Raw genomic sequence first — 24,086 nt, 5'->3', positions numbered from 1 at the left:
AGTTATAGCGTTCGGATTGGACAAATCGGCAATAAGAGTATCTTTACTCTGTTTAATGAAATGGGCAGGCAGGAGACTAATCTTACCTACTCATTGAAGTAAAAGAAGTCTATGCTTCTTAAGGATTTGGGCCATTATGACAGTCATAACAAGAGACCTGATGGTCTTTTTGAAGTGTTTTACTTCCATGTTCAACACTGAGTGTACGTGTTGTGAACATTTCAGAAAGGCCAGACCCTCTGTAGTTTTGTCCGTGACAGACTTTACATTGTGTTGGGTTTTTTTCTGCCACATGTTTATGACTGCTGACCCAAGACTGTCCAACGGGGTGCATACCGTGAGGTCCACCTGTAATTGTGTTTGGTACACTGGTGTGACAAGAAGCACATTCTGCGATGGTGCCTGTATGTCCCTGGATTCCTTCACTTAAGATATTGTCAGCATTGTGTGCAGGATAGATGGCATGTGTGGCACCGTGACAGGCTTCACATTGTAACTTACCATGGCCTGTACTAAATCTGTAAAGACTTATGCCACTCGCAGGTGTATTAAGATTGGTTGCAAATTTTGTGTCTATCACATGTCTGAGTGTATTTGTCGCTGGATCAATCGCCGATGTTTCACGTACACCGTTGTGGTGACATGCTTGACAGTTTGGTAGATCTAACCAACCTTTTCTGTTGGCATTTCCTACATTGCTCATATGCCCATGGCAGCTTTGACACTGCATAATATTTTGTCCGTTTGTATCTTTGGCATCTCCCATAGCACCTCTGAGACACTTGGTTGTTGCTCCTGGGTGACAAGCATAACATGCACCTCTGTTGGTACTGTCATTCATTGTCAAGTTAGTATATGGATCGATGACTTTAGCATGGTAACTATGAATAGCTGTGGTAAAAGCTTTAATATTATCTACACCTGTACCTGGCAGTGCATTTGAACTGTGACATGCTGCACATAAGATAGGTGTGCCTGTTCTTGCAGTTGCTTCAAGTCCTTTGGCATCATAAGTGTATCCTTTTGCATTAAGTGATGCCATATGATCTTTGACTGCATTTGGCATACGTTCATCATGCAGACGCAGTACGTTCAATTTGAAGTCTTTTTCCGGGTCTGTGTCAGCAACCCATCCTGCATTTGGTTTTGCTTTCGGTGAAAGTGAATTTGTTGCGTGACAACGCTTACAATCCATTTCATCACTGATAGGTAGTACAACTTTAGCTGTGGCAAGTACCTTTCCTGTACTATCTTTAGCTGTAACTTTTATAAGTGGATAGTAATTTTTACTCCCATTGTCATTGTAAGGGGTAAGGGGTAAACCTTCTGCTTTCCACCATTTTTCTTTGGTATCAAATGTCAAGGCCTGTGGTGTAGTACTTGGTGTTTTGTTACCAAGTAGACCAACATCGGGTTGAAGGTTTGAATTTGGAAAGAGCTTATTGCTAAAGTCCCAGAAATTAGTCTTATCGCTACTTGAAGTATTGATTTGACCATCTGTTCCTGTGGTAGCTTGATACGTTAATGTGACACCTGAAGTGATCAAATCTCCATTTTTATCTTTGAGTTGTGCATGAAGGTTATTGTATGGAGGAAGTACAGAGAATACAGAAAAATCATTCCCGTCCATACAGTGCATTCCTAAGTCATTCCATGCGGTGAGCATGTAATTACCATTCATTGGAGGTGTAGTATTTGTATCAGGTGGAAGAGTGGGTGTAGGTGAAGGCATAGGTGAAGGTATATCTTCACATGATTTCGTATAGAAATCTTTCAAATCAATTTTATTTTCTCCATCTAGTATCATCTTCATGTTTTTATAACAAGGTTCATCCGTTGTAACCTCAAGTGTACATGTTGCGTCTTTTGGAACTTTAAATTTGAGTTTGTCTTCCTCTTCTGAAGCGGTTTTTTTCTCATAGTAGCCATTGTTACACCTGACCACCACCTCTGTTCCTGTTTGTACGTGTTTTACTTTTAATTTATAGGTCTTATGTTTATCTCCATGATCATCTGCATGAAGTGTTTGTAAACCTATAAAAGATAAAAGTGATATACTTAATAATATACTTTTCATCGCAATCCTTTTCATAATTTTTTGGTTGGATTGTAGACACTATCTGTATGTATAGCACCTACTATCATTTAATCATTTCCATACAGAATTAATTGTATCAAAAAGAGTATTACCTAAGTATTAGTAGAAATAATACTAAGTCTACCATTGGAACCGTGATATATTTTAGATTTTGTCTCTACAATAGGTATCGTTTGGCTACGAAAAGAGAAAGAGGTAGTATAGAGAAGTTAGGCATTGAAGGGTTGTTTTGCATGACTATTGTTTGATAACAAATCATTTTTATTTGCTGGTAAAAACCTGGCTGGAGAATCTTTCTCTTTTTATGAAGCATATGACTACACACTCATACATAGAACAAAATCCCGTAAAAGCAGACATCGTAAATGAAGTGGGAGAGTACCCCTGTACACTGGGTTCTGTCATACTGAACAAAAACAAACCCGTCGCCTGTGCAAACAAATCAAAACTTGTTGAAGCGCTTTTTTGTGAGAATATACAGAAGATGACAGGTGTGCCTTTGGATGCAGAAGCATTGCAGGATTTAAAGCATTAGATAGCTATTTCCAAAAGAGAAAGACAAGATAAAAAGAAACAGTGCTATAATCAGCGCCTGACCCTAAAGGAAACAGATGTTAAAAGAAGAATTTTTAAAAGCTTTGGTTGCTGAAGATGTAGGCCGTGGTGATTTGTTTGCACGTATTAGCACTTCAAAGCCTATACGAGCGTATATTGTCGCCAAAAGTAACGGGATATTTGCAGGGCAGGAGTATGTGGATGCTTTTGCAAAGATGTATGATTTGAAACTTGAATGGAAGGTCACTGACGGGGAATCTTTTTCCAAAGGAGAAAAACTTTTGTTCATCTCCGGCGATTCCAAAATCATACTTTCACTGGAGCGTTCTATTCTGGATATGGTGCTTCATGCCAGCTCTATTGCTACGTTGACGGCAAAGTATGTCAAAGCGATTGAGGGTACGGGGGTCAAACTGCTTGATACCCGCAAGACAAGACCGCTGCTGCGGGAGTTTGAGAAGTACGCTGTCCGATGCGGCGGCGGACTGAACCACCGTATGGGGCTGGATGACTGTCTCATGCTGAAAGATACCCATTTAAAGACCATAGATGACTTGGATGGATTCATGCAGGAAGTCCGTCAGAAAATCCCGTTTACCTCGAAAGTGGAGATAGAGTGTGAAACACTGGAAATGGTAAAAAAAGCAATGCATGCAGGAGCAGATATTGTGATGTGCGATAATATGTCTTCTGAAAAGACAAAAGAGGTCGTTGCCTACAGAAATGCCAACTACCCCCATATTCTGCTTGAAGCAAGCGGTAATGTGACGCTTGAAACTATTGGTGCTATTGCCGAAACAGGTGTCGATGCGATCTCTTCGGGTGCTATCATTCACCAGGCAAACTGGATAGACCTCTCCATGAAAGTCGAATAGTTTATGGATGACAGATATTTTCCCCGTAATGAAGTCAAAGAAAAGATAGAAAGTGCTGATTCAATCACAATCCTTTCCCATCTCAATCCGGATCCTGATGCCATTGGAACGGCACTGGGTATCTATACGCTGCTCAAAGAAGCCGGTATCAAAAAGGTTGAGGTAGCGAATGCTTCCAGAGTGCTTCCCAAGTATCTTGATTTTCTTTCAGGGTATGGGAAGATCAAAGAAAAAATCGATTATGAAGAGAGTTTGATCATTGCCTGTGACTGCGGCAGTGTCGAGCGACTCGGATTTATGCTTCCGGACAGAGATATCCTCAATATTGACCACCATAAAAGCAATGATCTGTATGGTTCTCTGAATGTCGTGATTCCGGAATACGCCTCGTCTTCGCAGGTTGCATTTGAACTTTTCAGGAAAATTTTCCCTGTTTCTGCCCGAAGTGCAGAGTGTTTTTATGCAGCACTGCTTTCAGATACACGCTATTTTACTACCGACAGTGTCAATGCCAGGGTTTTTGAAGCAGCACATGAAATGGTTCTTTTGGGAGCTGACCCTGCAAAAACAGCATACAATTTTACCCAGAGACGTTCTTTGAGTTCGCTGCGTATACTGCAAAGAGCGCTTGGAAGCCTGCGCCTTTATGCTGATGCGCAGATCGCAGTGCTTTCTGTAAGCAAAGAAGATATCAGCGCAACGGGAGCAACGATACCCGATATGGACGGCATTGTGGATTATGCACGTTCTCTGGCAACCGTAGAAGTGGCACTTTTTGCCATGGAGCTTGAGGACAGTATTCGTGTCTCCCTACGCAGCAAAGGTGTAGATGTCAATGCCATTGCCGCCTGCTTTGGCGGGGGAGGGCACAAAGTTGCCGCCGGCATCACTTTCGGGGAAGGAAGTTTACAACAAATAATAGATACAATTATAGCAAAAATTCAAGATACAGGATACATAAATGGCAAAAAAAAGTAAAGGGAATATCGCAAATAAAATATTCGGTCTACTCCTCTTGGTCGGTGTGGGCGTGGGTGCCTGGTATATCTATACTGCACCCGAGTTTGAAAGAGTCGCACCGAAGATTGAAAGCCCGAAACATATTTTTTGGAACCGTAGAACGCCTTTAAAAATCAAGGTATCCGACAATGTAGGACTGAACTCTTATGAAGTGACACTCTCTGACGGCAAGAAGAAAGTGATTTTGGATCAGGGCTTTTTCGATAACGGCCCCAAAAAAGAGACCATCGAAGTAAAATATCCCAAAGGCAGAGTGCTCGATCCCAAGGCAAATGACTACAAACTGACCATAAAAGTCGGCGATAAAAGTATGTGGCATATGATGGCAGGCAATACAGCGACAAAAAATATTGATATTACCGTAGACTATAAAAGGCCCAATGTCAATATCCTTTCCAATTCCCGCATGATCAATCAGGGCGGAAGTGCCTTGGTCGTTTTCCAGGCAGATGACAAGAATATGGATAAACTTTATATTAAAGCCAATAAAAATACCTTTAAAGCGGAACCTTACAAAAAAGAGGGATATTATGCGGCACTGGTCGCATGGCCGTTTGTAGATAACACGTTTGATGCAAAAATTGTAGCAACCGATATGGCAGGCAACAGACGGGAAGTACACATACCGTTCTACCATGGGAATCCGCATTATAAAACATCCTATATTCGTGCAACAGATAAGTTTATTGACGGGAAGATCACGGATCTGGCATCAAGTGATCCGGAATATGCGACCATTATGGACAAGCTGAAAAAACTTAAAGCGATCAATGAAACGATGCGTTTGAAAAATGAAGCGTTGATCCACAAATTGAGCAGGCATGTCTCGGATGAAATGCTTGACAGCTGGAAGATCAAAAAGTTCTACCCGCTCAGAAACGGCAAAAAAGTAGCAAGTTTCGGTGACCACAGATACTATTACTATGGTAACAAAAACAACATTGTTTCAGAATCCTATCATGTAGGGTACGATCTTGCCAGCAACAGTATGGCTGATATAAAAGCTTCCAATCCGGGTAAAGTGGTATTTGCGGAAGATAACGGAATTTATGGAAATATGCCGATGATAGATCATGGTCTTGGACTGTATACACTGTATGGGCACTGTTCTCAACTGTTTGTCAATGAAGGGGACGAAGTCCATGCCGGCCAAGTGATCGCAAAGACGGGAATGACAGGCCTTGCAATGGGTGATCACCTTCATTTCGGTATCCTGGTCCAGGGTATTGAAGTCAGACCGATAGAATGGTTTGACCAGTCATGGATCAACAAATTCATCAATCATGTATTTAAACAGGCGGATGCGATTATTTCTCCGCCGCCGGCAAAAGGAAAATCAAAGGTTTGATTTACTGTACATTCATGATGTTAAGGTAAAATTCCGAAAAAATAATAGAGTTGTAATTATTTATATTTTATAGTATAATAAAAAAATTTCGGGAAAGGAGAAGCAGATGCAGCAGAGAACTATTCAAAAAGCGATTGAAGTGGTCGGTATCGGTTTGCACAAAGGCGAGCCTGTCAGACTGAGACTGGAGCCGCTCTCGGCGGATGCGGGTATCGTTTTTTACCGTGAAGATCTTGCACTAAGCATACCGCTTTCTCCCAAGGCTGTCATTGATACACGTATGGCCACGGTCATAGGCAGTGAAAAAGGGTTTATTTCGACGATAGAACATTTTCTGTCAGCTGTCTATGCCTATGGTATAGACAATATGCGTGTGGTTGTGGACAGTAACGAAATGCCCATTATGGATGGTTCGGCAATTTCATTTTGTCTGCTGTTTGATGAAGCGGGTATCAAAGAACTGGAAGTGCCACGAAAGATCATCCGTGTCAAAAAAGCTGTTGAGATCAAAGAAGGCGACAAATTTGTACGTCTGCTTCCTTCAAACAAAGCTGTGTTTGATTTCCGGATCAAGTTCAACCACCCAGTAATAGGTGAGCAGAGTGAACATTTTGAATTCAGCACCCACAACTTCATAGAAGAGATTGCAAGAGCGAGAACATTCGGGTTTGCCAAAGATATTCAGTACCTTCAGAGCCAGAATCTGGCTCTTGGTGCTACGCTGCAAAATGCGATCGGTCTTGATGACCATAAAGTACTCAATCCTGAAGGGTTGCGTTTTGAAAATGAATTTGTGAGACATAAAATTCTCGATGCAATGGGAGATATGATGGTTTCAGGTCACAATATTCTGGCAAAATACGAATCATTTGCAGGGAGCCACAACCTGAACTACAGACTGACTTCAAAGCTTCTCTCTGACAGTAAAAACTATGAATTCGTTGCTGTAGACGAGTTACAAAGCAGAGCATTTGCAAAATCCTTCGCATAAATACCAGCTGCTTGTTATTTCCATTGCTTCACCGCTTCTTGTCGGTGTGTATGCGCACGGAAAACTGATCAAAACCTTCAGCAGTGAAAAAAAAACATCGGATATTCTTCTTCCGATCATTAAGGAAGCACTGGAAGACTACCCGATAGAGAGTATTATCTACACCAGAAGCCCAGGTTCCTATATGGCAACAAAGCTTACCTATATTATGCTGAAAACGATCGAGATCGTACGCGATATTCCCTGCTACGGATGCAGCGGTTTCCTCTTTAACGGAGGTCAGCCTATCAAAGCAATAGGCAATCTCTATTTTATCAAGGAAAAAGAGACTATAATTACAAAAAAATATGAACAGCCGCCTCTGGCACAGTTCAGCTTGCCTCAGCGTATTCATGATCTTGAATTGGATGAAGAATCGACACCTGAGTATCTGCTGCCGGCTGTTTAGGAAAAGATATTACGATGCTTATTAGTGTACCGGCAACCAGCGCAAACTTGGGACCGGGGTTCGATACCCTGGGACTTGCAGTCGATCTTAGAAACGAGATCATCATCAAGCCTTCCAAATTTCTCAGTCTTTCGACCCATGGCGAGGGTGCTGACAATCCAAAAATCAAAAAGAATTCGCTTTTTTTGAGTATTTTCAATGAGAATTATAAGCGTCTGAGCGGCAAAACGGACAATTTCAGATTTGAATTCACAAACCGTATCCCTATATCCCGCGGATTAGGCAGTTCTTCGGCTGTGATTGTTGCGGCACTCAGCGGTGCCTATGTCATGGCGGGAATCAAATACAATAAAAGAGAGATACTCAATCAGGCACTGCGCTACGAACATCACCCGGACAATATTACGCCTGCAGTCATGGGCGGATTTAATGTGGCCTGTGTCGAAGGAGATCGGGTCTATAGCAAGAAACGGCGTATGCCGGACTACCTTCGTGCCGTTGTTGTTGTCCCCAACAGAACGATATCTACAGCACGTTCACGCACTGTACTGCCGAAAATGTACCGAAAAGAGGAAACGGTTTATTCTCTTTCCCGGGCTGCCTATATGACAGCACTTTTTATGAGTGAATCCTGGGATCTGCTCCGTATTGCATCCAAAGACAAACTGCATCAGGCAAGACGTATGAAAATGATGCCGGAACTTTTTGATGTACAGAAAACAGCGCTTAAACACGGCGCATTAATGAGTACACTCTCAGGTTCGGGTTCCACTTTCTTCAACCTGGTTTACGAAAAAGATGCAGAAAAGATCGCCCAGAGTCTAAGGGCCAGATTTCCACAGTTCAGGGTTTTTATACTGGCTTTGGACAATAATGGTGTGACCACCAGAAATTAAGCGATAGGCTTAATCTCTTTTTAGGTATAATACGCATGAAAAATTCACAGCCCATTCGAATGTGCATCATCTGCCGCAGTAGACATCCTCAAAAAAGTTTGATCAGATTAAAGCAAAACAGTAAAGAGGTAGTGGCATTTGATGGTACAGGCAGAAGTTTTTACCTCTGTAGAAGCTGTGTAAAAGATGAAAAAAAACGCAAAGGTCTTGCCAAACGTTTCAAACAGGATTTGGAGCAGTTGACAAGACTTTTGGGTACACTGGCATAAGCCGGTATATGCGTAGTATCGCATTATATTAAAGGAGTTAATCAAGTATGGATAAAGTTAAAATCCAAGAAATAGCAGAAGAAGCGGGATTGTCGAACGGCGAATTGATAGAGAAAGCCAAGGAGCTTGGTTTCAATGTCAAAGCAGCCAACAGTGCTATCAGTATGGATGATGCAGGTGTACTCGTAGACTATGCTATACGCGGAGTGCTGCCAAAAGGCTTTAGCAAACCAGGCGAGAAGCCAAAGCTTAAAGTGGTAAAAAAGAAAGTTGTCGAAGAAGAAACACAAGAAACGAAGGAAACCGTAGATGAAGCAGAAGTTGCAGAAGCTGTAGAAACGACTGAGGCACCTGTTGCTGAACCGGAAAGCATGTCGATTGATGAATCGAAAAACGTGCCCGCTGCGGAAGAAAAAACGGAAACAGAAGCAGTAAAAGAAGTACAAAATAAGCCGGAAACTGCCGTTGCCGAAGAAGTCGTTGAAGAAAAAGTCGTTGAAGAAGAAGTTGAAGAAGTTGAAGAAGTTGAAGCACCTGCCGAAGTACCGGTGGCAAAAGAAGTGAAAAAGCGTAAAGGTATTTCTGTCGTCAGTAAAAAAACGGAAGCAGAGATAAAAAGCGAAACAGACGAAGCCAAGCCCCGACGCAGAACCCTTTCCCGTACCGGCATCAAGATCGTCAGAAAAGCAAAACCGGCACCGGTGAGGGCAGCCACAAGAATCTCCATGGGAGATGCAGCGGCATTGCCTTCAAAGAAAAAAGTGAAAAAAGGGCCGGCACAGGCAAAAGAGAGCGGTAAAAAGATCGATATCTTCAACCATGACAGTATGAGCAGTGATATTGACAGCGGTTTTGGAGAAGAGGAAGTAGTACTGCTTGACTTTTCTGACAAAAATATTTATGAAGATATGATGCGTCAGGAGCAAAAAAGAAGAGAAGAGATGAAAAAAAGAGAAGCGGCAAACGGTGGTCCTGCAAAAGGCAGACAGCCGTTCCGTCCTCAGCAGAGACGCTCTTTGAAACGTGGCGGAAAACGCAAGAAATATACAAAAGAAGAGCACAGCGAGGTTGTAACATCAGTGGAAATCCCGGAAAATGTAAGAGTATATGAGTTTGCCGAAAAGGTAAACCGTTCTGTGGGTGAAGTGGTCAAAGTCCTTTTCGCACTCGGTATGATGGTGACAAAGAACGATTTCCTTTCAAAAGACGAGATAGAGATCCTTGCAGAAGAGTTTGAAGTGGAAGTTACTACAATGAACCCTCTTGATGAACTTGACTATATACAGGTCTATGATGCCGAAGAAGACACGCATCAGGAAGAGAGACCTCCTGTTATTACCATTATGGGTCACGTTGACCATGGTAAGACATCACTGCTTGACAGAATACGTTCTGCCAAAGTGGCAGATAAAGAAGCCGGCGGTATTACACAGCATGTCGGTGCCTACCAGATAGAAAAGAATGGTAAAAAAATTACCTTTGTCGACACCCCGGGCCACGAAGCATTTACAGAAATGAGAGCGCGCGGTGCACAGGCAACCGATATTGTCATTATAGTAGTTGCAGCGGATGACGGCGTCATGCCTCAGACAAAAGAGGCGATCGCACATACCAAAGCGGCAGGTGTTCCGATGATCATTGCTGTAAATAAAATGGATAAAGAAAGTGCCAACCCTGACAATGTCAAGTCACAGCTTGCAGAAATCGATGTTATGGCAACAGACTGGGGCGGAGAATATGAATTTGTGCCGGTTTCCGCTCATACAGGATTAGGTATTGATGACTTGCTTGAAACTATTCTGCTTCAGGCGGAAGTCATGGAGCTTAAAGCAGACCCTGAAAGAGAAGCAAAAGCTGTTGTGGTAGAGAGTTCTCTGGAAAAAGGCTTTGGACCGGTAGCCAATGTGATCATCAAGAACGGTACGCTGCATGTAGGCGACAATGTGATTGTCGGTACCACTTACGGACGTATCAAAGCGATTAAACTTGATGACGGAACATCCGTCAAAGAGATCGGACCGAGTACACCTGCAGCGATCGTAGGACTGCATGACGTACCGGGTGCAGGTGAAGCACTTGTAGCGATGGGAAGCGACAAAGAGGTGAGAGAACTTGCAGAAAAGCGGGCAGAGTACAAACGTGCCAAACAGCTTTCCAAGAGTACAAAAGCTTCATTGGATGACCTTTCAGCACTTATTGCCGAAGGACAGCTCAAATCACTTCCTGTCATTATCAAGACAGATGTCCAGGGCTCGCTTGAAGCGATCAAGGGCAGTCTGGAGAAACTCCGGAACGAAGAAGTTAAAGTCAATATTATCCATGAAGGGGTGGGCGGCGTAACAGAGAGTGATGTCACCCTGGCAGATGCCAGTGAACATGCTGTCATCCTTGGATTTAATGTACGTCCTACCGGATCAGTCAAGAAAAAGGCCAAAGAGCTGGGTGTGGAAATCAGAACCTATACGATCATTTATGATCTTCTTGACGATGTGAAAGCACTGCTTGGCGGTATGATGAGTCCGGTTATAAAAGAAGAAGTAACAGGACAGGCGGAGGTCAGAGAGACTTTTGTGGTCGGAAAAGTCGGTACGATCGCAGGATGTAAGGTGACGGAGGGTGTGATCACCAGAAATTCCAAAGCAAGACTGATCCGTGACGGTGTGGTTATTTATGAAAGCAGTATCGCTTCACTTAAACGTTTCAATGAAGATGCCAGGGAAGTCAAGAACGGATACGAATGCGGTATTATGCTTGAAAACTTCAATGATATTAAAGAAGGTGATGTGATCGAAACATTCAAAGATGTCGAAGAGCAGGTCACACTGTAAAATGACACAGGAAGAAATTAAACGGCACAGGGTAGAGTCTGTGCTCAAAGAAATTATTCCCGAAGCCTTTGCTACACTGGACGATACCCGCATTAATGCACTTCTTGTCACTGATGTCGTCTGTTCCAAAGGACGCTCGGATGCCAAGGTGTACCTGGACAAATCTTTCCTCTCGCCTAAAGAGCAGAGTGAAGCACTTAAACAGCTTAGAGCGGTTGCAGGGTACATACAGAACCACTGTAAACAGAGTGAAGGCTGGTTTAAAGCACCAAGGTTTACATTTGAATTTGATGAACAGCTTGAAAAAGTGAGCCGTATGGAAGAACTCTTCAAGCAGATCAGCAGAGACAAAGAAACAAAGGACAGCGCAGATGAATCTTGAAGCACAGATCGCAAAGATCGTGGAAGCGAACGGAGCGGCACTTTACGATATTGAAACAGCCAATGAGTTTGATGAGACGATCTATCGTGTGCTCATTACCAAAACAGGCGGAGTAGATCTTGACCTGTGTGCAACAATTTCCAGCGAGCTTTCCCCCTTTCTCGACGTACATCCCCCAATGAACGGGCATTACCGTCTGGAAGTGAGCTCTCCCGGGATTGAAAGAAAACTGACAAAGCCTGTACATTTTAAAAATGCTATCGGTGAGAAAGTCAAAGTGAAACTTTTGGGCGGCGACAAACTCAAAGGCGTACTGAAAGAGGCTGATGAGAAGGGTATTACTGTTGAGACAAAGCAGGGTGAAGAGACTTTTGCCTATGGTGACTTAGGTACAGTCAAAACATATTTTGAGTGGTGAGAACCGTTAAGCAAATGAGAACTGCTTGTCATTTGCAGGTTCGAAACCGAAGCGGTGGAGCAGAGCGACCCGTAGACTAAACCTGTCAACCTAATGCGAATGATGGAAGGAGTTGCGATGAACGATGAATTTTATATGCAGCTCGCACTCGACAAAGCCTGGGAATATCAGCTCCGTACCTATCCGAACCCTGCGGTGGGGGCTGTGGTAACACTTAATGGTACAATTCTTGCTATAGAAGCACACCAGAAAGCAGGAACTTCCCATGCTGAAGTTCTGGCTCTCCTCAGTGCGTATGAAGTCATTTCCCAAAACAGTATTGATTTCGATCCGATGAACGCGCAAAAAGCCCATCAATTTCTGCGTGCACTTCCCCAAAGTTTTTTTTCCGAGTGTAGTATTTATGTGACGCTTGAACCCTGTTCCCATGAAGGCAGAACACCTTCGTGCGCGACACTGCTGGCCCTCTTGAATCTCAAAAAGGTTTTCATAGGCATCAAAGACCCTATCAGCGGGCATGGCGGCGGTATTGGGATCGTAGGCCGGGGCACCCCGCCCCCGACGGTGAAAGTGGGCGTACTGGCAGAAGAATGTGAAGCTCTGCTGGAACCCTTTATGATATGGCAGAAGCGGGCCTTTGTACTTTTTAAGCTGGCACAGACAGTCAATGGACGCATAGGCGGCGGATATCTCAGTTCAAAAAATTCACTCAAACATGTACATCAGCTGAGAGAAGTGTGCGACACACTGCTTATCGGTGGCAATACGGTGCGAACAGACCGACCGACACTGGACTGCCGGTTTACGGATGGTACTGCACCGGATGTTGTGATCTATTCCAAAAAAGATGATGCAGACAGAAAAATACCGCTTTTTGCTGTAAAAAACAGAACGGTCACAGTTACAGATCAACTGAACTTTATGGAAACCCCCTCTTTTGTATTGGTAGAAGGCGGTGAGGGAATGCTGAAAGCACTCAAAGAGAAGATCGACTGGATGCTCATCTATCAGACGCCTAAGCTCTCTACCAATCAATTATCCTATAATATCGACATGAATTTACAATTTCTGCATCAAGCGAAAAAAGATGTAGATCTGATAATATGGAGTAGACAAGTTGGGCATTGAAAAACTGACGGACAAACAGGAAAAACAGGAAAAAATAGTAAATATGTTCGATGATATTGCATCGACCTATGACCTTGCGAACAGAGTATTAAGTTTTGGTATCGACAAACAGTGGAGAAAAAAAGGCTGCAATGAAGCCTATGATATTCTGAATACTGACAGACTGACACAAATTACAGATGTTGCGACCGGTACGGGAGATCTGCTGATCTACTGGAGAGATATTGCCCGGGAACGCGGTATAGATATAGACAGATTCGTGGGTGTTGATCCTTCGGTAGGTATGCTTGATGTTGCAAGAGAAAAGGTAGATTTTGCCGATTTTATCGAAGGGAAAGCGCAGGAACTTCCCGTTGAGGATGAGAGTACGAATGTCATTTCCATCTCTTACGGTATTCGTAATGTAGTAGACAGGGTAGAAGCACTGCAGGAATTTTACAGAGCATTGAAACCGGGAGGTATCGTTGTGATCCTTGAATTTACAAAGCAGGACAGAAGCGGTATGGTGGACAAGGTAGTTGATTTCGGTATGAAAAATGTTTTGCCGAGGATCGGTGGACTGATCTCAAAAAACTATGAAGCCTACAAATATCTGCCTGATTCCATCGAAGAATTTCTGACAACGGAAATGCTGAGTCGGGAGCTTGAAGAAGCTGGATTCGAGATGAAGTATACCAAATCATTTTCAATGGGGATCTCTACACTTTTGGTAGCACAAAAAAAATAGATACTTACCACATCTTAAAATGTACCAAAAGATTTCATAAAAAGGTGCGTAACTGCGTACCCTACAGGATATATTATGTCACAAAACATGATGTCTGTTTCATCTCTCAACACCAAGATAAAATCTCTTCTCGAAGCTACTTTTATGCACATCCTTGTCGAAGGAGAAGTGGCTTCTGTTACCTACCACTCATCAGGGCATCTTTACTTTTCCGTCAAAGATGATAAAAGTGCCATTAAGTGTGTAATGTGGCGTTCCTCCGTTTCCAAACTCAAATTTCGCATAGAAAAAGGTATGCATATTGTCATAGAAGGGTCCGTCGGGGTCTATACCCCACGCGGGGAATACCAGTTTTATGCAGTGCATATAGAACCTTACGGCCAGGGTGCCTTGGCACTTGCCTACGAACAGCTGAAAGAACGTTTGAAAACCAAAGGTTATTTTGATACACATCAAAAAAAGCCCATTCCCAAAACGGTACAGAAGATCGTACTTGTCACTGCCAAAGAGAGTGCGGCACTTTACGATATGCTTAAGATCATAGAGAAACGCTGGCCGCTGCTGGAAGTAATGATTGTAGATACTCTGGTACAGGGTGACGCGGCAGCTGCACAGATCGCCCATGCGCTTCGTTATGCAGACAGTCTGAATGCAGATATTGTTGTGGTTGGGCGCGGAGGCGGAAGTACGGAAGACCTCTGGTGTTTTAATGAAGAAAAAGTAGCAGATGCAATCTTTGCCATGCATACACCGGTGGTCAGTGCGGTAGGACATGAAGTTGACGTGATGATCAGTGATTTTGTTGCCGACCTGCGTGCACCTACTCCGAGTGCTGCCATAGAGATGATCCTGCCGGATCTTCAGGAAATCCTTTATACGCTTTCAGAAAATGAAAAGCATTTCAGTCAGGCTGTCGGATCAAAACTTGGGCAGTCGGTGCGTGAACTCAGACATGCGGAAGAAATGTTCCGACGCACTTCCCCCCTGCGCAGACTTGAAGTATCGAAAACTGAGTTCTCCCGTCTCGAAGAAGAGTTCCGACGGGCGATTTCCTATAAAATGGAACACTTTTCCTCTGTACTGCCAAACCAGAAAGAACTATTGGGGCAAACCATGCATTTGATGCTTCAGCAAAAAGAACAGTATGTTGATTATCTTGCGAACAAACTGCAGCTGAGCGATCCGCGCCTGCAATGCCGGGAGGGATGGGCGCAGATATCACAAAATGGCAAACCTGTAACGCTTGAGCATATCAACAAAGATGAGATTTTTGTACTTGAAGATACTCTGACAAAGATAGAAGCTGTATGTCTTGACAAAAAAGTACTGTTTGACAGGTAAGGGTTTTAACAGCGGTATGATATAATCATTGTAAAATGAAACAAATGAAACAAATGAAACACTCCAACGGGTCAGTTTCAGCGAAGGCAAGTAATGGGTTTTGTATCGGAAATAGGCAAGATTATTCAGCAGGCAGGCTGGGGTAATATCATTGCAGGTAGTATCCTGCTGCTGTTCTTTATCTTCTTTTACAGATACCGGCTTCGGGTAGAAAAAAAGAAACTGCGCTCCATGGTTTCAGACAAGATCAGTGTAATGCAAAAAGCATTTGAAGTTTGTAAAGATGCTGTTTTGATCCTGTCGGATACGCAGGAAATACTTTATGCCAACAAACCGATGAAAAAACTGCTCAAACTGGATGAAAATTATTATGAAACATTTTTGAACAACATGATCAAGGTTGAGGCCGGAAAAGAGTGGCGTACACTCAGCCGATTGATTAAAGAGAAGGAAATGTCAAAAAAAGCATATCGCTTTTCTCTTATGCAGACAAAACTTTTGACCCTTGATAAAAAAGAAATACCGGTCAATCTTTATATAGATACCGTGGAAGAAGGGGAAAACACTACCTCAGGCTGGAGTATTATATCTATCCATGACCTGAGCGAGGAGAAGAAGAAAGAAGAAGCCGAGTATTATCACCGTTTGACGAATTTACCCAATCAGATAAAGGCATTGCATGATATCAATGCCTTGAATGCAAAACTGCATCTCTCCGATAAAAAGCTGGTACTGGTACTGATAGAGATCGATAAGCTGCTGGTGCTGCGTTCTATTATCGGATATGAACAAACCAATGCCATACTTCAAAAATTTGCCCGTTATCTTGAACAATTGGGGCAGGAAAAGCACTTTAAAGTCTATCATACCTTTTACAATAATTTTTTGTTGATCATCCCGGAAGTTGACGATATAGAAGAGATCAAACTATGGGGAGAGAGGATAGAAAAAGAATTGAGTACTTTCTATAAAATAGGGGGCAGCAGACTTTATCTGTCTGCTTCTATGGGTATGAGTGTTTATCCGGACAGTGGTCCTGTCATAAAACTGTTTGACAATGCCTACAAAGCATTGGCAAAAGCAGAAAAAACCGGTTATGGGCGTATGGAGATCTATATTCCGGAGATACAGAAACACGGCTATGATGAATTGATGCTCTATAACGATATGCATGAAGCACTTGCACGTGATCAGTTTGAAGTGTACTACCAGCCTATTGTAGATGCTCAGAGCAAAGAGATCAAATCTGCGGAAGCGCTTATCCGCTGGCATCATCCAAAATACGGCATGATACCGCCGGATGTGTTCATCTCTATTATGGAAAAAACCGGTTTTATTGTCGAGTTGGGCAGATTTGTACTTGATGAAGTACTCAAGCAGCAGAAACGATGGGAACTTTTTAAATTCAGACAGATTGAAGTTTCCATAAATCTTTCACTGCTTGAAATAGAAACAGGTAATTTTGTCGATCATGTCATTGATAGGCTCAAATATCATCATGCCAATCCGGAACTGATAAAGTTTGAAATTACTGAAGGGCTTGCTATGAAGGATGAAAAATCATCTGCCCAGCAATTCATAGAGTTGAGAAAACTGGGGGTGGGAATTGTTCTGGATGATTTTGGAACGGGATATACTTCTTTTGCCTATCTCAAGCGATTTCCTGCGACGATCCTGAAGATCGACAAGGCACTTATTGATTATATTCTTACCAATGAGGAAGATCAGCATATTGTACAGTCGATCATTGACCTGGGGCACAGTTTGGGAATGAAAGTTGTTGTTGAGGGTATTGAAAATCAGAATATGGCTGATCTGATAGCGAGTTACGGATGTGACTGTATGCAGGGATACTATTTCGCCAAACCCCTGCCGGTATTTGAATTTCAAAAAATGCTGCGTCAATAAAGACAAAAAGTAAAAGATTGGTTCCGACGTAAAAAAACGTGAAGCAGTTCACGTTTTTTATGCGTCTTACATCATACCAGGCATACCGCCCATGTCAGGCATTGCCGGAGCCGGAGTAGGGTTTTCTTTGATGTCTGAGACAGTTGCTTCGGTCGTGAGCAGCAGACTGGCTACAGAGGTAGCGTTCTGGAGTGCTACACGTGCTACCTTCAGCGGATCTATGATCCCGGCTTCAAGCATATTCACATATTCTCCTGTTGCTGCATTGAATCCAAGGTTTACATCATCATTGTTGGCGATTTTATCTGCTACGACACCTGCGTCAAATCCTGCATTTTCAGCGATCTGTTTCATGGGAGCATACACGGCTCTGAGAATGATATCTGCACCTACTGCTTCATCATCAGAAAGGTCCAGCTTGACTGCTTTGCTTGCTTTGGCAAGTGCTGCACCGCCACCGATGACGATCCCTTCGTCTACAGCGGCCTTGGTTGCGGAGAGTGCATCATCAACCCTGTCTTTTTTCTCTTTCATTTCTGTTTCAGTGGCTGCACCTACTTTAATGACCGCTACACCGCCTGAGAGTTTTGCCAGTCTTTCCTGGAGTTTCTCTTTGTCATATTCACTGGTAGTGTTCTCGACCTGTACTTTGATCTCAGCTACTCTTGCTTCAACGGCAGTGCTGTCGCCCTTACCGTCTACAATGACAGTGTTGTCTTTGTCAATAACTACTCTTGCAGCCTGTCCAAGGTCATTCAGTGTTGCTTTGTCAAGACTGAGTCCAAGCTCTTCAGTAATGACATTCGCTCCAGTGAGGATGGCGATATCTTTGAGCATTTCTTTCTTCCTGTCACCAAAACCGGGTGCTTTGACAGCAGCAATATTGAGTACTCCCTTGAGTCTGTTGAGTACCAGTGTTGCCAGGGCTTCGCCTTCAAGATCGTCTGCAATGATAAGCAGCGGTCTTCCGCTTTGCTGTATCTGTTCCAAAATAGGCACAAGGTCTTTCAGCGAAGTGATCTTCCCGTCAGTAATGAGAAGCAGCGGATTTTCCATCTCGCATGTCATCTTTTCTGTATTGGTTACAAAGTAGGGTGAAAGGTATCCTCTGTCGAACTGCATACCTTCGACCACTTCAAGGTCATCATTGATCCCCTTGGCTTCTTCAACAGTGATAACACCGTCTTTGCCGACTTTTTCCATGGCTTCGGCAATGAGATTACCGATGGTCTCATCGGAGTTTGCGGAAATAGTCGCTACCTGTGCGATCTCTTTTTTATCTTTTACTTCTTTAGATACTTTCTTAAGCTCATCTATGATCGCAGCAGATGCTTTGTCCATACCTCTTTTTACTTCGATAGGGTTTGCCCCCGCCGTGATGTTCCTCAATCCCTCTTTGAAAATGGAGTGTGCCAGTACGGTCGCTGTGGTCGTACCGTCACCCGCTTCATCTGCTGTATTGCTCGCCACTTCTTTGACAAGTTGTGCACCCATATTTTCAAGCGTATCTTCGAGCTCTATCTCTCTGGCCACACTTACACCGTCTTTTGTAATGTGCGGTGCACCAAAACTTTTTTGAATGAGTACATTCCGGCCTCTTGGTCCCATAGTGACTTTTACTGCATTTGCCAGTTTGGTCACACCTTCGTACAGTCCGTTTCTTGCTTTATCTGAAAAAAATATTTCTTTTGCCATGTTCTATCCTTTTTTAATTCTTTGTAAATTTCTTTGATGTTATACAAGTATCCCGAAAATGTCAGAGTTTTCCATAATGAGGTACTCTGTGCCATCCAGGATGATCTCATTGCCGGAATATTTTCCGAACACGACGGTATCGTCTACCTTGACATCTTCGACTTCACTGCCTACAGCAATCACTTTGCCTTTTGACGGCTTCTCTTTTGCATTGTCAGGTATGATGATTCCTGAAGCTGTGGTATTGGCTTCTTCAACTCTTTGGATCAAAAGTCTGTCACCTAATGGCTTAAAATTCATAATATCTCCTTTTGAAAATTATATTTTGTAGTGGCATCATACAAAAAAATGTTAAGTTTGTCAATAGTCTTTAGTCAACTACACTAAAGTTTTTTAACAGTTTACTCTAATATATACTTGAAATCAACCTATAAATAAAGTATAATATTATTTAAAAAAACAATAAGGAGAAATGTTATCATGGAAGAAAAACAAAAAAAAGTAGTACTCTTTACGACCCCGACCTGCAAATGGTGCAGTACAGCAAAAAATCATTTGAAATCACACGGTATCAAGTTTAAGCTCATTGATATTTCCAAAGACCAGAAAGCAGCGAAAGACTGTGAACAGCATGGATGCAGAGGGGTTCCCGTCTACCTGATCGGTTCACAGTGGATCTGCGGATTCGACCAGAAAAAAGTTGAAAAATTGTTAAATTTATGATTTTTCGAAAAAACTATTGACAATCAAGCAAACTTTCGCTAAAATTCCGGTCTCTTCATTAGTGGCAAGATAGCTCAGTTGGTTAGAGCGCTGCTCTCATAAGGCGGAGGTCCGGGATTCGAGTTCCCGTCTTGCTACCACTATAAATCCCAAATATAACGTACTACAAATAATTTTAATTTAGCCTACGATCAATTAAACCACTCTTTCACGTCTCTTCCCAAAAATTGCGTTTATTGTTAGAATTGGTGATGCTAAACCTCCCTCATTTTATTCTTCCAATAGTTTATCCACATTTTTCTCAATTGATTTTTGTCTATATTTTTATATTTTCTTGGTAGGTTTCTTCTTAATTTCTTATATGATTTATTCGAAAGATTTTGATTTTTCATGATACATATAAAACCATTTGCCCCTTGCTGGTGGCAGCCATATACCGTAAAAGCATCTACTTTGAATTTATGTTTTTTCAAGTTTTTTATATTATCTTCCAATAAGGCTGTAAATATCTTATCCTGGTTTTTGGGTCTTTTCCATTCTGAACGGGGGATTTTGAGTTTTCGGGTGTAATGTTTTGCCGTTTTTGGCATAATTTGATATTTGCCATAGGCACCGGAATTTTTATTGACAGTAGTATATTTTCCGTTTGGTGTTTCAACCTTCACTATCTTGTCTTTGATCTCATTAAGCGAAGGCTCTCCGCAGCCTTGCAGCCCTATTGACAAAAGACCCCCTGTAAGTAGAACCACATATTTTTTCATGTTAAAATAATTCCCCCTCATCACTTCAATAAGAATCCATTTTACTTTATATTTTAAGTATATCATTTTTTAGGAGGAAATATAAGGGTATATTGGGAATATTTTTTTCTTCCAAATGCCCAACGTACCTATCTACTATGGATAATTTTTACGTATATAGTCTATTTTTTATAAAAATTGTCTTGTTTTAAGATTAAAAAATATAAATTTATGATATTCTTGTGATATTAGCATTTATAATGCATAATTTTAACAAGGACAAGGAGTTGGTGATGATGAAGAAAGTAGCAATGCTTTTAATGGGTATAGGATTGGGAAGTTCGCTTTATGCAACGGAGATATCAGAAAGTAAAGTATTTATAGGTCTGGAAGTCGGATATGCTGAAGTTCAGGGCAGTGTCGGATCCATGGCAGGGGATGAAGTAATCATTGAACCGAACTTTACCGGTGACAATGATGTTGAATTCGGAGCGCGTATCGGTGCACAGAACGGACAGTGGAGAACTACTTTCCTCTTTGACTACTATGACAGTACAGATAACGACCAGAATTACGAAAAAGGTTTGTTTACAATAGATTACTATTTGTTTGAAAATGATTCTGCATTTAAGCCGTATATCGGATTTAATGTGGGGTATGCCAATTATGAAAGCGACTACGTCGATGACAGTGGTTTTCTGTATGGCGGACAGGCAGGTGTTGTAATAGAAGTAGCAGATATGATCAATGTAGATCTCGGATACAGATACTCATTGTCGGATGCTGATGCTTTGGATCATATAGGCAGTGTGGTTTTTGGTGTTAACTATATATTTTAAACAAATTTAAGGAAGTAAGTTTATGAAAAGAAAGATTTTATATACTGTAATGGTTGCAGTAAGTATATTATTGACAGCGTGTGGGAGTAATAGTAAAAAAGATCCGATACCGCCACCGCCACCGCCTCCAGGTGGATATGTATTCGCGAATTTTACTTCTGAACTGAATATTGATGAATACAAAACATACCCAATCCGCTTTCAATTGACAAAAAACGGATTGGTCGTGCCTGATGCTATCGTTTCTATGAAAGTACCTGATAAAAGTATCGGTTCGATCAATACTTATACTGTTACAACAGATGCAAACGGAAAAGGTGCCTTTACTTACACGCCGCCTGCAGTTTTCCCGGATAAACGTGAAAAACTGTATGTTGTATTTACGGATGGAAACATTACCCTTCAGAAGGCAGTGACCCTGACGTTTGACCTGAATACAGATATACCTACTGATGGACGTGCAACAACACTTTCTATAACTTATCTGACGTCAGAATGTGACGCATCGAGGGGTATCATAGGACATTATGCCATTCATGCAGTTGACAGATTTTCCAGAGTGCCTGTTGTCGATATACCTGTAAGGGTTTCTTTGGTGAATGGTATAACGCTGATCAACAATGAAAAGGTACAAAAAGGAAAAGGCAGTATTTTCTATGAAAATCCGTCAGAGGTAACTAGTACTATAGATTTTGCCGATGGAAGTGCAGATTTTTCCCAGGCAGGAGTCAAAGAAGGTGATAATCTGATCATCTTCCCTTCACAGGGACGGACAGATGCCTCTTATATCGGAGGATGGGATATTAAGTCAGTAAGTGATATTTTAACATTGGGTGAGCAATATACAAATCTTGTTCAGGACAATACACTGACATATATGATAGGTAATGAAAAAAGGCTGCTTGGCGGAGAGAACGGAGCGGCAGGCAGACTGGCTACAGCCCATGTTGAACCTAACTACACCACCGATAACAACGGGTATGTCTATTTTGATATTGTTTTTGATCCTATTCTGGCAGGACATACCGTGACCGTAGAAGCACATGGAAATGAAGACGGACGCCGTATTGGGGTAGCTATGAAGACAGGCTTAAGACTTGAAGGAGACAGTTTCACTGCTCCGGATACCGAAGTTCCAAATGCAGGAGGCTTGGTAAAAGCGCGTATTCCTATTACCATCAATCCTACTTGTGTAGGGAACCAGCCTCTTATAGATGTACCTCTAAGTCCAGGCAGTTTTCATGCAGAACCCGGAAAGAATTGCCAGATCGACCATGGTGAGAGTGATTTCCATACTGATGGTTACGGAACCGTAGTTATTGCTGTCAATACAGACGGAAATACAACAGCAACAGAGAACTGTACCATAAAGTGGGATGGAGATATTTCATCGTTACTTTATGAGTATTAAGATCAGTTTTCATTAAAACGATGAAGTTGGAGTACATCTTTTCTCCAACTTCTGCAAGAGAGCGTTAATCTTCAATACTTTCTACTATAATTCCATATATATTTCTCAAGCAGGTACATTTTATGATAGACTTAAAATATCTTCAGAACAATTTTAATGAAGCAAGCAGCAAGTTGCAAAAAAAAGGTGTAGACACAGGTACACTTGAAAAGCTTCAGGCACTTTTTCAGAACCTTAAAGAAGCCAATGCAAAACTGGAAGCAGCCAAAGCAGAGCAGAACAGTATGTCCAAATTGTTTGGACAGTATATGCGCGAAGGCAAAGATATTACTGAACTCAAGGCCAAAGTGGATGCCAATAAGGAAGCGATGGTTCCTTTGCAGGAACAAGCCAGAGAAGCGGAAGAAGCACTTTACAGGGTTGCCCTGGCCGTTCCGAATTTCCCTGAAGATTCTGTACCGGCCGGCACAGATGAGGATGACAATGTCGAACTTCGTAAAGTACTGGAACCGAAAAGCTTTACCTTTGAACCCAAAGAACACTGGGCTCTGGCAGAGAAGAACGGGTGGATAGACTTTGAACGTGGTGTAAAACTTGCAAAGAGCCGTTTCTCAGTACTTCGCGGCGATGCGGCAAGGCTTGAAAGAGCGTTGATAAACTTTTTCCTTGATACCAACAGAGAAAAAGGATTTGAAGAGCTTTGTGTACCGTTTATGAACAATGCACAGATGCTTCAGGGGACAGGGCAGCTTCCTAAATTTGAAGACGACCTCTTTAAAATAGAAGGGGAGGATCTCTATCTTATCCCAACCGCAGAAGTACCGCTTACCAATATGTACAATGATGAGATACTTTCTGAAAAAGAGCTGCCGGTACTGATGACAGGCTATACACCGTGTTTCAGGAAAGAAGCTGGTTCGGCAGGGCGTGATACGAGAGGAATGATCAGACAGCATCAGTTCGATAAAGTGGAAATGGTTGCCATTGCCCACCCCGACCAAAGTGATGAAGTGTTTGAAATGATGGTCCAGAATGCTTCGGATATATTGGCGGCACTTGGGCTTCCGCACAGAGTGGTAGAACTTTGCGGGGGTGACCTCGGTTTCTCTGCGGCAAGGACTATTGACCTTGAAGTATGGCTCCCCGGTCAAAATAAATACAGGGAAATTTCTTCAATTTCCAATACAAGGGACTTCCAGGCTAGACGTGCGAAAATCAGGTTTAAAGAGGGCAAGAAAAACAGACTGGTACATACACTGAACGGTTCTGCTCTGGCGGTAGGACGTACTTTGATAGCGATCATGGAGAATTATCAAAATGAAGATGGAAGCATTGAGATTCCAGAGGTATTGAAGAAATATATGTAATCCCGTAGGGGTAGCCCTATGTGGCTACCCTTTGAACGACAATTATGTTTGTTGTTTTGAGGGCAAGGGCAACCACAAG

At 42.4% G+C, this 24,086-nt stretch carries 23 protein-coding genes and 1 tRNA gene; 20 read left to right on the top strand and 4 right to left on the bottom strand.

The window, feature by feature from the left end; all coding sequences use genetic code 11:
* Positions 1-118: 118 nt before the first annotated feature.
* Positions 119-2,077, bottom strand: a complete 1,959-nt coding sequence (locus F8L24_RS03900) for a hypothetical protein (RefSeq protein WP_294952029.1) — start codon at positions 2,075-2,077, stop codon at positions 119-121.
* A gap of 334 nt (positions 2,078-2,411) precedes the next feature.
* Here F8L24_RS03900 and F8L24_RS03895 point away from each other — a divergent pair, with 334 nt between their 5' ends.
* The 15 genes from F8L24_RS03895 to F8L24_RS03825 all read left to right on the top strand — a co-directional run bounded on the left by F8L24_RS03895 (position 2,412) and on the right by F8L24_RS03825 (position 17,232).
* Positions 2,412-2,633 carry a hypothetical protein gene (locus tag F8L24_RS03895; RefSeq protein ID WP_294952026.1) on the top strand — a complete coding sequence of 74 codons (222 nt, stop codon included), beginning with the start codon at positions 2,412-2,414 and terminating at the stop codon, positions 2,631-2,633.
* A gap of 76 nt (positions 2,634-2,709) precedes the next feature.
* Complete coding sequence (nadC, locus tag F8L24_RS03890) at positions 2,710-3,528, top strand: carboxylating nicotinate-nucleotide diphosphorylase (RefSeq protein ID WP_294952023.1); 819 nt, start codon at positions 2,710-2,712, stop codon at positions 3,526-3,528.
* Positions 3,529-3,531: 3 nt separating this feature from the next.
* Positions 3,532-4,506, top strand: coding sequence for a bifunctional oligoribonuclease/PAP phosphatase NrnA (locus tag F8L24_RS03885; protein WP_294952020.1), 975 nt, complete (start codon positions 3,532-3,534; stop codon positions 4,504-4,506).
* On the top strand, positions 4,490-5,896 hold the full coding sequence (locus F8L24_RS03880; protein WP_294952018.1) for a M23 family metallopeptidase: 1,407 nt from the start codon (positions 4,490-4,492) through the stop codon (positions 5,894-5,896). Before F8L24_RS03885 ends, F8L24_RS03880 begins: the two co-directional genes overlap by 17 nt.
* A 106-nt stretch (positions 5,897-6,002) precedes the next feature.
* Positions 6,003-6,887 (top strand): UDP-3-O-acyl-N-acetylglucosamine deacetylase, encoded by an 885-nt coding sequence (gene lpxC, locus F8L24_RS03875; protein WP_294952015.1) that lies wholly within the window; start codon positions 6,003-6,005, stop codon positions 6,885-6,887.
* Positions 6,868-7,335, top strand: a complete 468-nt coding sequence (locus F8L24_RS03870; RefSeq protein ID WP_294952012.1) for a hypothetical protein — start codon at positions 6,868-6,870, stop codon at positions 7,333-7,335. Before lpxC ends, F8L24_RS03870 begins: the two co-directional genes overlap by 20 nt.
* Positions 7,336-7,349: 14 nt before the next feature.
* Positions 7,350-8,231 (top strand): homoserine kinase, encoded by an 882-nt coding sequence (thrB, locus tag F8L24_RS03865; RefSeq protein ID WP_294952009.1) that lies wholly within the window; start codon positions 7,350-7,352, stop codon positions 8,229-8,231.
* A 35-nt stretch (positions 8,232-8,266) separates the two neighbouring features.
* The gene (locus tag F8L24_RS03860) at positions 8,267-8,500 is read left to right on the top strand and encodes a DUF448 domain-containing protein (RefSeq protein WP_294952006.1); all 234 of its coding nucleotides are present in this window, start codon (positions 8,267-8,269) and stop codon (positions 8,498-8,500) included.
* Between the two features lie 47 nt (positions 8,501-8,547).
* The gene (infB, locus tag F8L24_RS03855) at positions 8,548-11,328 is read left to right on the top strand and encodes a translation initiation factor IF-2 (RefSeq protein ID WP_294952004.1); all 2,781 of its coding nucleotides are present in this window, start codon (positions 8,548-8,550) and stop codon (positions 11,326-11,328) included.
* Between the two features lies 1 nt (position 11,329).
* On the top strand, positions 11,330-11,710 hold the full coding sequence (gene rbfA / locus F8L24_RS03850) for a 30S ribosome-binding factor RbfA (protein ID WP_294952001.1): 381 nt from the start codon (positions 11,330-11,332) through the stop codon (positions 11,708-11,710).
* Positions 11,700-12,128, top strand: coding sequence for a ribosome maturation factor RimP (rimP, locus tag F8L24_RS03845; RefSeq protein WP_294951998.1), 429 nt, complete (start codon positions 11,700-11,702; stop codon positions 12,126-12,128). Before rbfA ends, rimP begins: the two co-directional genes overlap by 11 nt.
* Before the next feature lie 117 nt (positions 12,129-12,245).
* Positions 12,246-13,256: a bifunctional diaminohydroxyphosphoribosylaminopyrimidine deaminase/5-amino-6-(5-phosphoribosylamino)uracil reductase RibD gene (gene ribD / locus F8L24_RS03840; protein WP_294951995.1), complete on the top strand. Its 1,011-nt coding sequence runs from the start codon at positions 12,246-12,248 to the stop codon at positions 13,254-13,256.
* Positions 13,246-13,983, top strand: a complete 738-nt coding sequence (gene ubiE / locus F8L24_RS03835) for a bifunctional demethylmenaquinone methyltransferase/2-methoxy-6-polyprenyl-1,4-benzoquinol methylase UbiE (RefSeq protein ID WP_294951992.1) — start codon at positions 13,246-13,248, stop codon at positions 13,981-13,983. The genes ribD and ubiE overlap by 11 nt, the downstream gene beginning before the upstream one ends.
* Positions 13,984-14,058: 75 nt before the next feature.
* Entirely contained in the window at positions 14,059-15,324 is a 1,266-nt protein-coding gene (gene xseA / locus F8L24_RS03830) for an exodeoxyribonuclease VII large subunit (RefSeq protein ID WP_294951989.1), read from the top strand.
* 93 nt (positions 15,325-15,417) lie between these two features.
* Positions 15,418-17,232, top strand: coding sequence for a bifunctional diguanylate cyclase/phosphodiesterase (locus F8L24_RS03825; RefSeq protein ID WP_294951986.1), 1,815 nt, complete (start codon positions 15,418-15,420; stop codon positions 17,230-17,232).
* Between the two features lie 66 nt (positions 17,233-17,298).
* On the opposite strand, the gene groL is transcribed toward F8L24_RS03825, so the two are convergent.
* Positions 17,299-18,927: a chaperonin GroEL gene (groL, locus tag F8L24_RS03820; protein ID WP_294951983.1), complete on the bottom strand. Its 1,629-nt coding sequence runs from the start codon at positions 18,925-18,927 to the stop codon at positions 17,299-17,301.
* A gap of 39 nt (positions 18,928-18,966) precedes the next feature.
* Positions 18,967-19,227, bottom strand: coding sequence for a co-chaperone GroES (gene groES, locus F8L24_RS03815; RefSeq protein WP_294951980.1), 261 nt, complete (start codon positions 19,225-19,227; stop codon positions 18,967-18,969).
* Between the two features lie 180 nt (positions 19,228-19,407).
* Between groES and F8L24_RS03810 the strand changes: the two genes are divergently transcribed.
* Together F8L24_RS03810 and F8L24_RS03805 are read left to right on the top strand one after the other, a co-directional pair.
* The gene (locus F8L24_RS03810; RefSeq protein ID WP_294951977.1) at positions 19,408-19,650 is read left to right on the top strand and encodes a glutaredoxin domain-containing protein; all 243 of its coding nucleotides are present in this window, start codon (positions 19,408-19,410) and stop codon (positions 19,648-19,650) included.
* A gap of 63 nt (positions 19,651-19,713) precedes the next feature.
* Positions 19,714-19,790: transfer RNA gene (locus F8L24_RS03805), tRNA-Met, on the top strand.
* Between the two features lie 114 nt (positions 19,791-19,904).
* Here the strand turns inward: F8L24_RS03805 and F8L24_RS03800 are convergent.
* Complete coding sequence (locus tag F8L24_RS03800) at positions 19,905-20,411, bottom strand: transglycosylase SLT domain-containing protein (RefSeq protein WP_294951974.1); 507 nt, start codon at positions 20,409-20,411, stop codon at positions 19,905-19,907.
* Between the two features lie 272 nt (positions 20,412-20,683).
* On the opposite strand from F8L24_RS03800, the gene F8L24_RS03795 reads away from it, so the two are divergent.
* The 3 genes from F8L24_RS03795 (at position 20,684) to serS (ending at position 24,007) form a co-directional block, all read left to right on the top strand.
* A complete protein-coding gene (locus F8L24_RS03795; RefSeq protein ID WP_294951971.1) occupies positions 20,684-21,229 on the top strand; it encodes an outer membrane beta-barrel protein in 546 nt (181 codons plus the stop codon).
* Between the two features lie 226 nt (positions 21,230-21,455).
* Positions 21,456-22,640, top strand: a complete 1,185-nt coding sequence (locus F8L24_RS03790) for a hypothetical protein (RefSeq protein ID WP_294951969.1) — start codon at positions 21,456-21,458, stop codon at positions 22,638-22,640.
* A 122-nt stretch (positions 22,641-22,762) separates the two neighbouring features.
* Positions 22,763-24,007: a serine--tRNA ligase gene (gene serS / locus F8L24_RS03785; RefSeq protein ID WP_294951966.1), complete on the top strand. Its 1,245-nt coding sequence runs from the start codon at positions 22,763-22,765 to the stop codon at positions 24,005-24,007.
* Positions 24,008-24,086: the final 79 nt, after the last annotated feature.

Origin of the sequence: Sulfurovum sp. (genome assembly GCF_015493435.1) — a bacterium.
Lineage (GTDB): Bacteria > Campylobacterota > Campylobacteria > Campylobacterales > Sulfurovaceae > Sulfurovum.
Note: the sequence above shows the minus strand (reverse complement) of the source record. Positions and strands in the feature narration are given on the sequence as shown.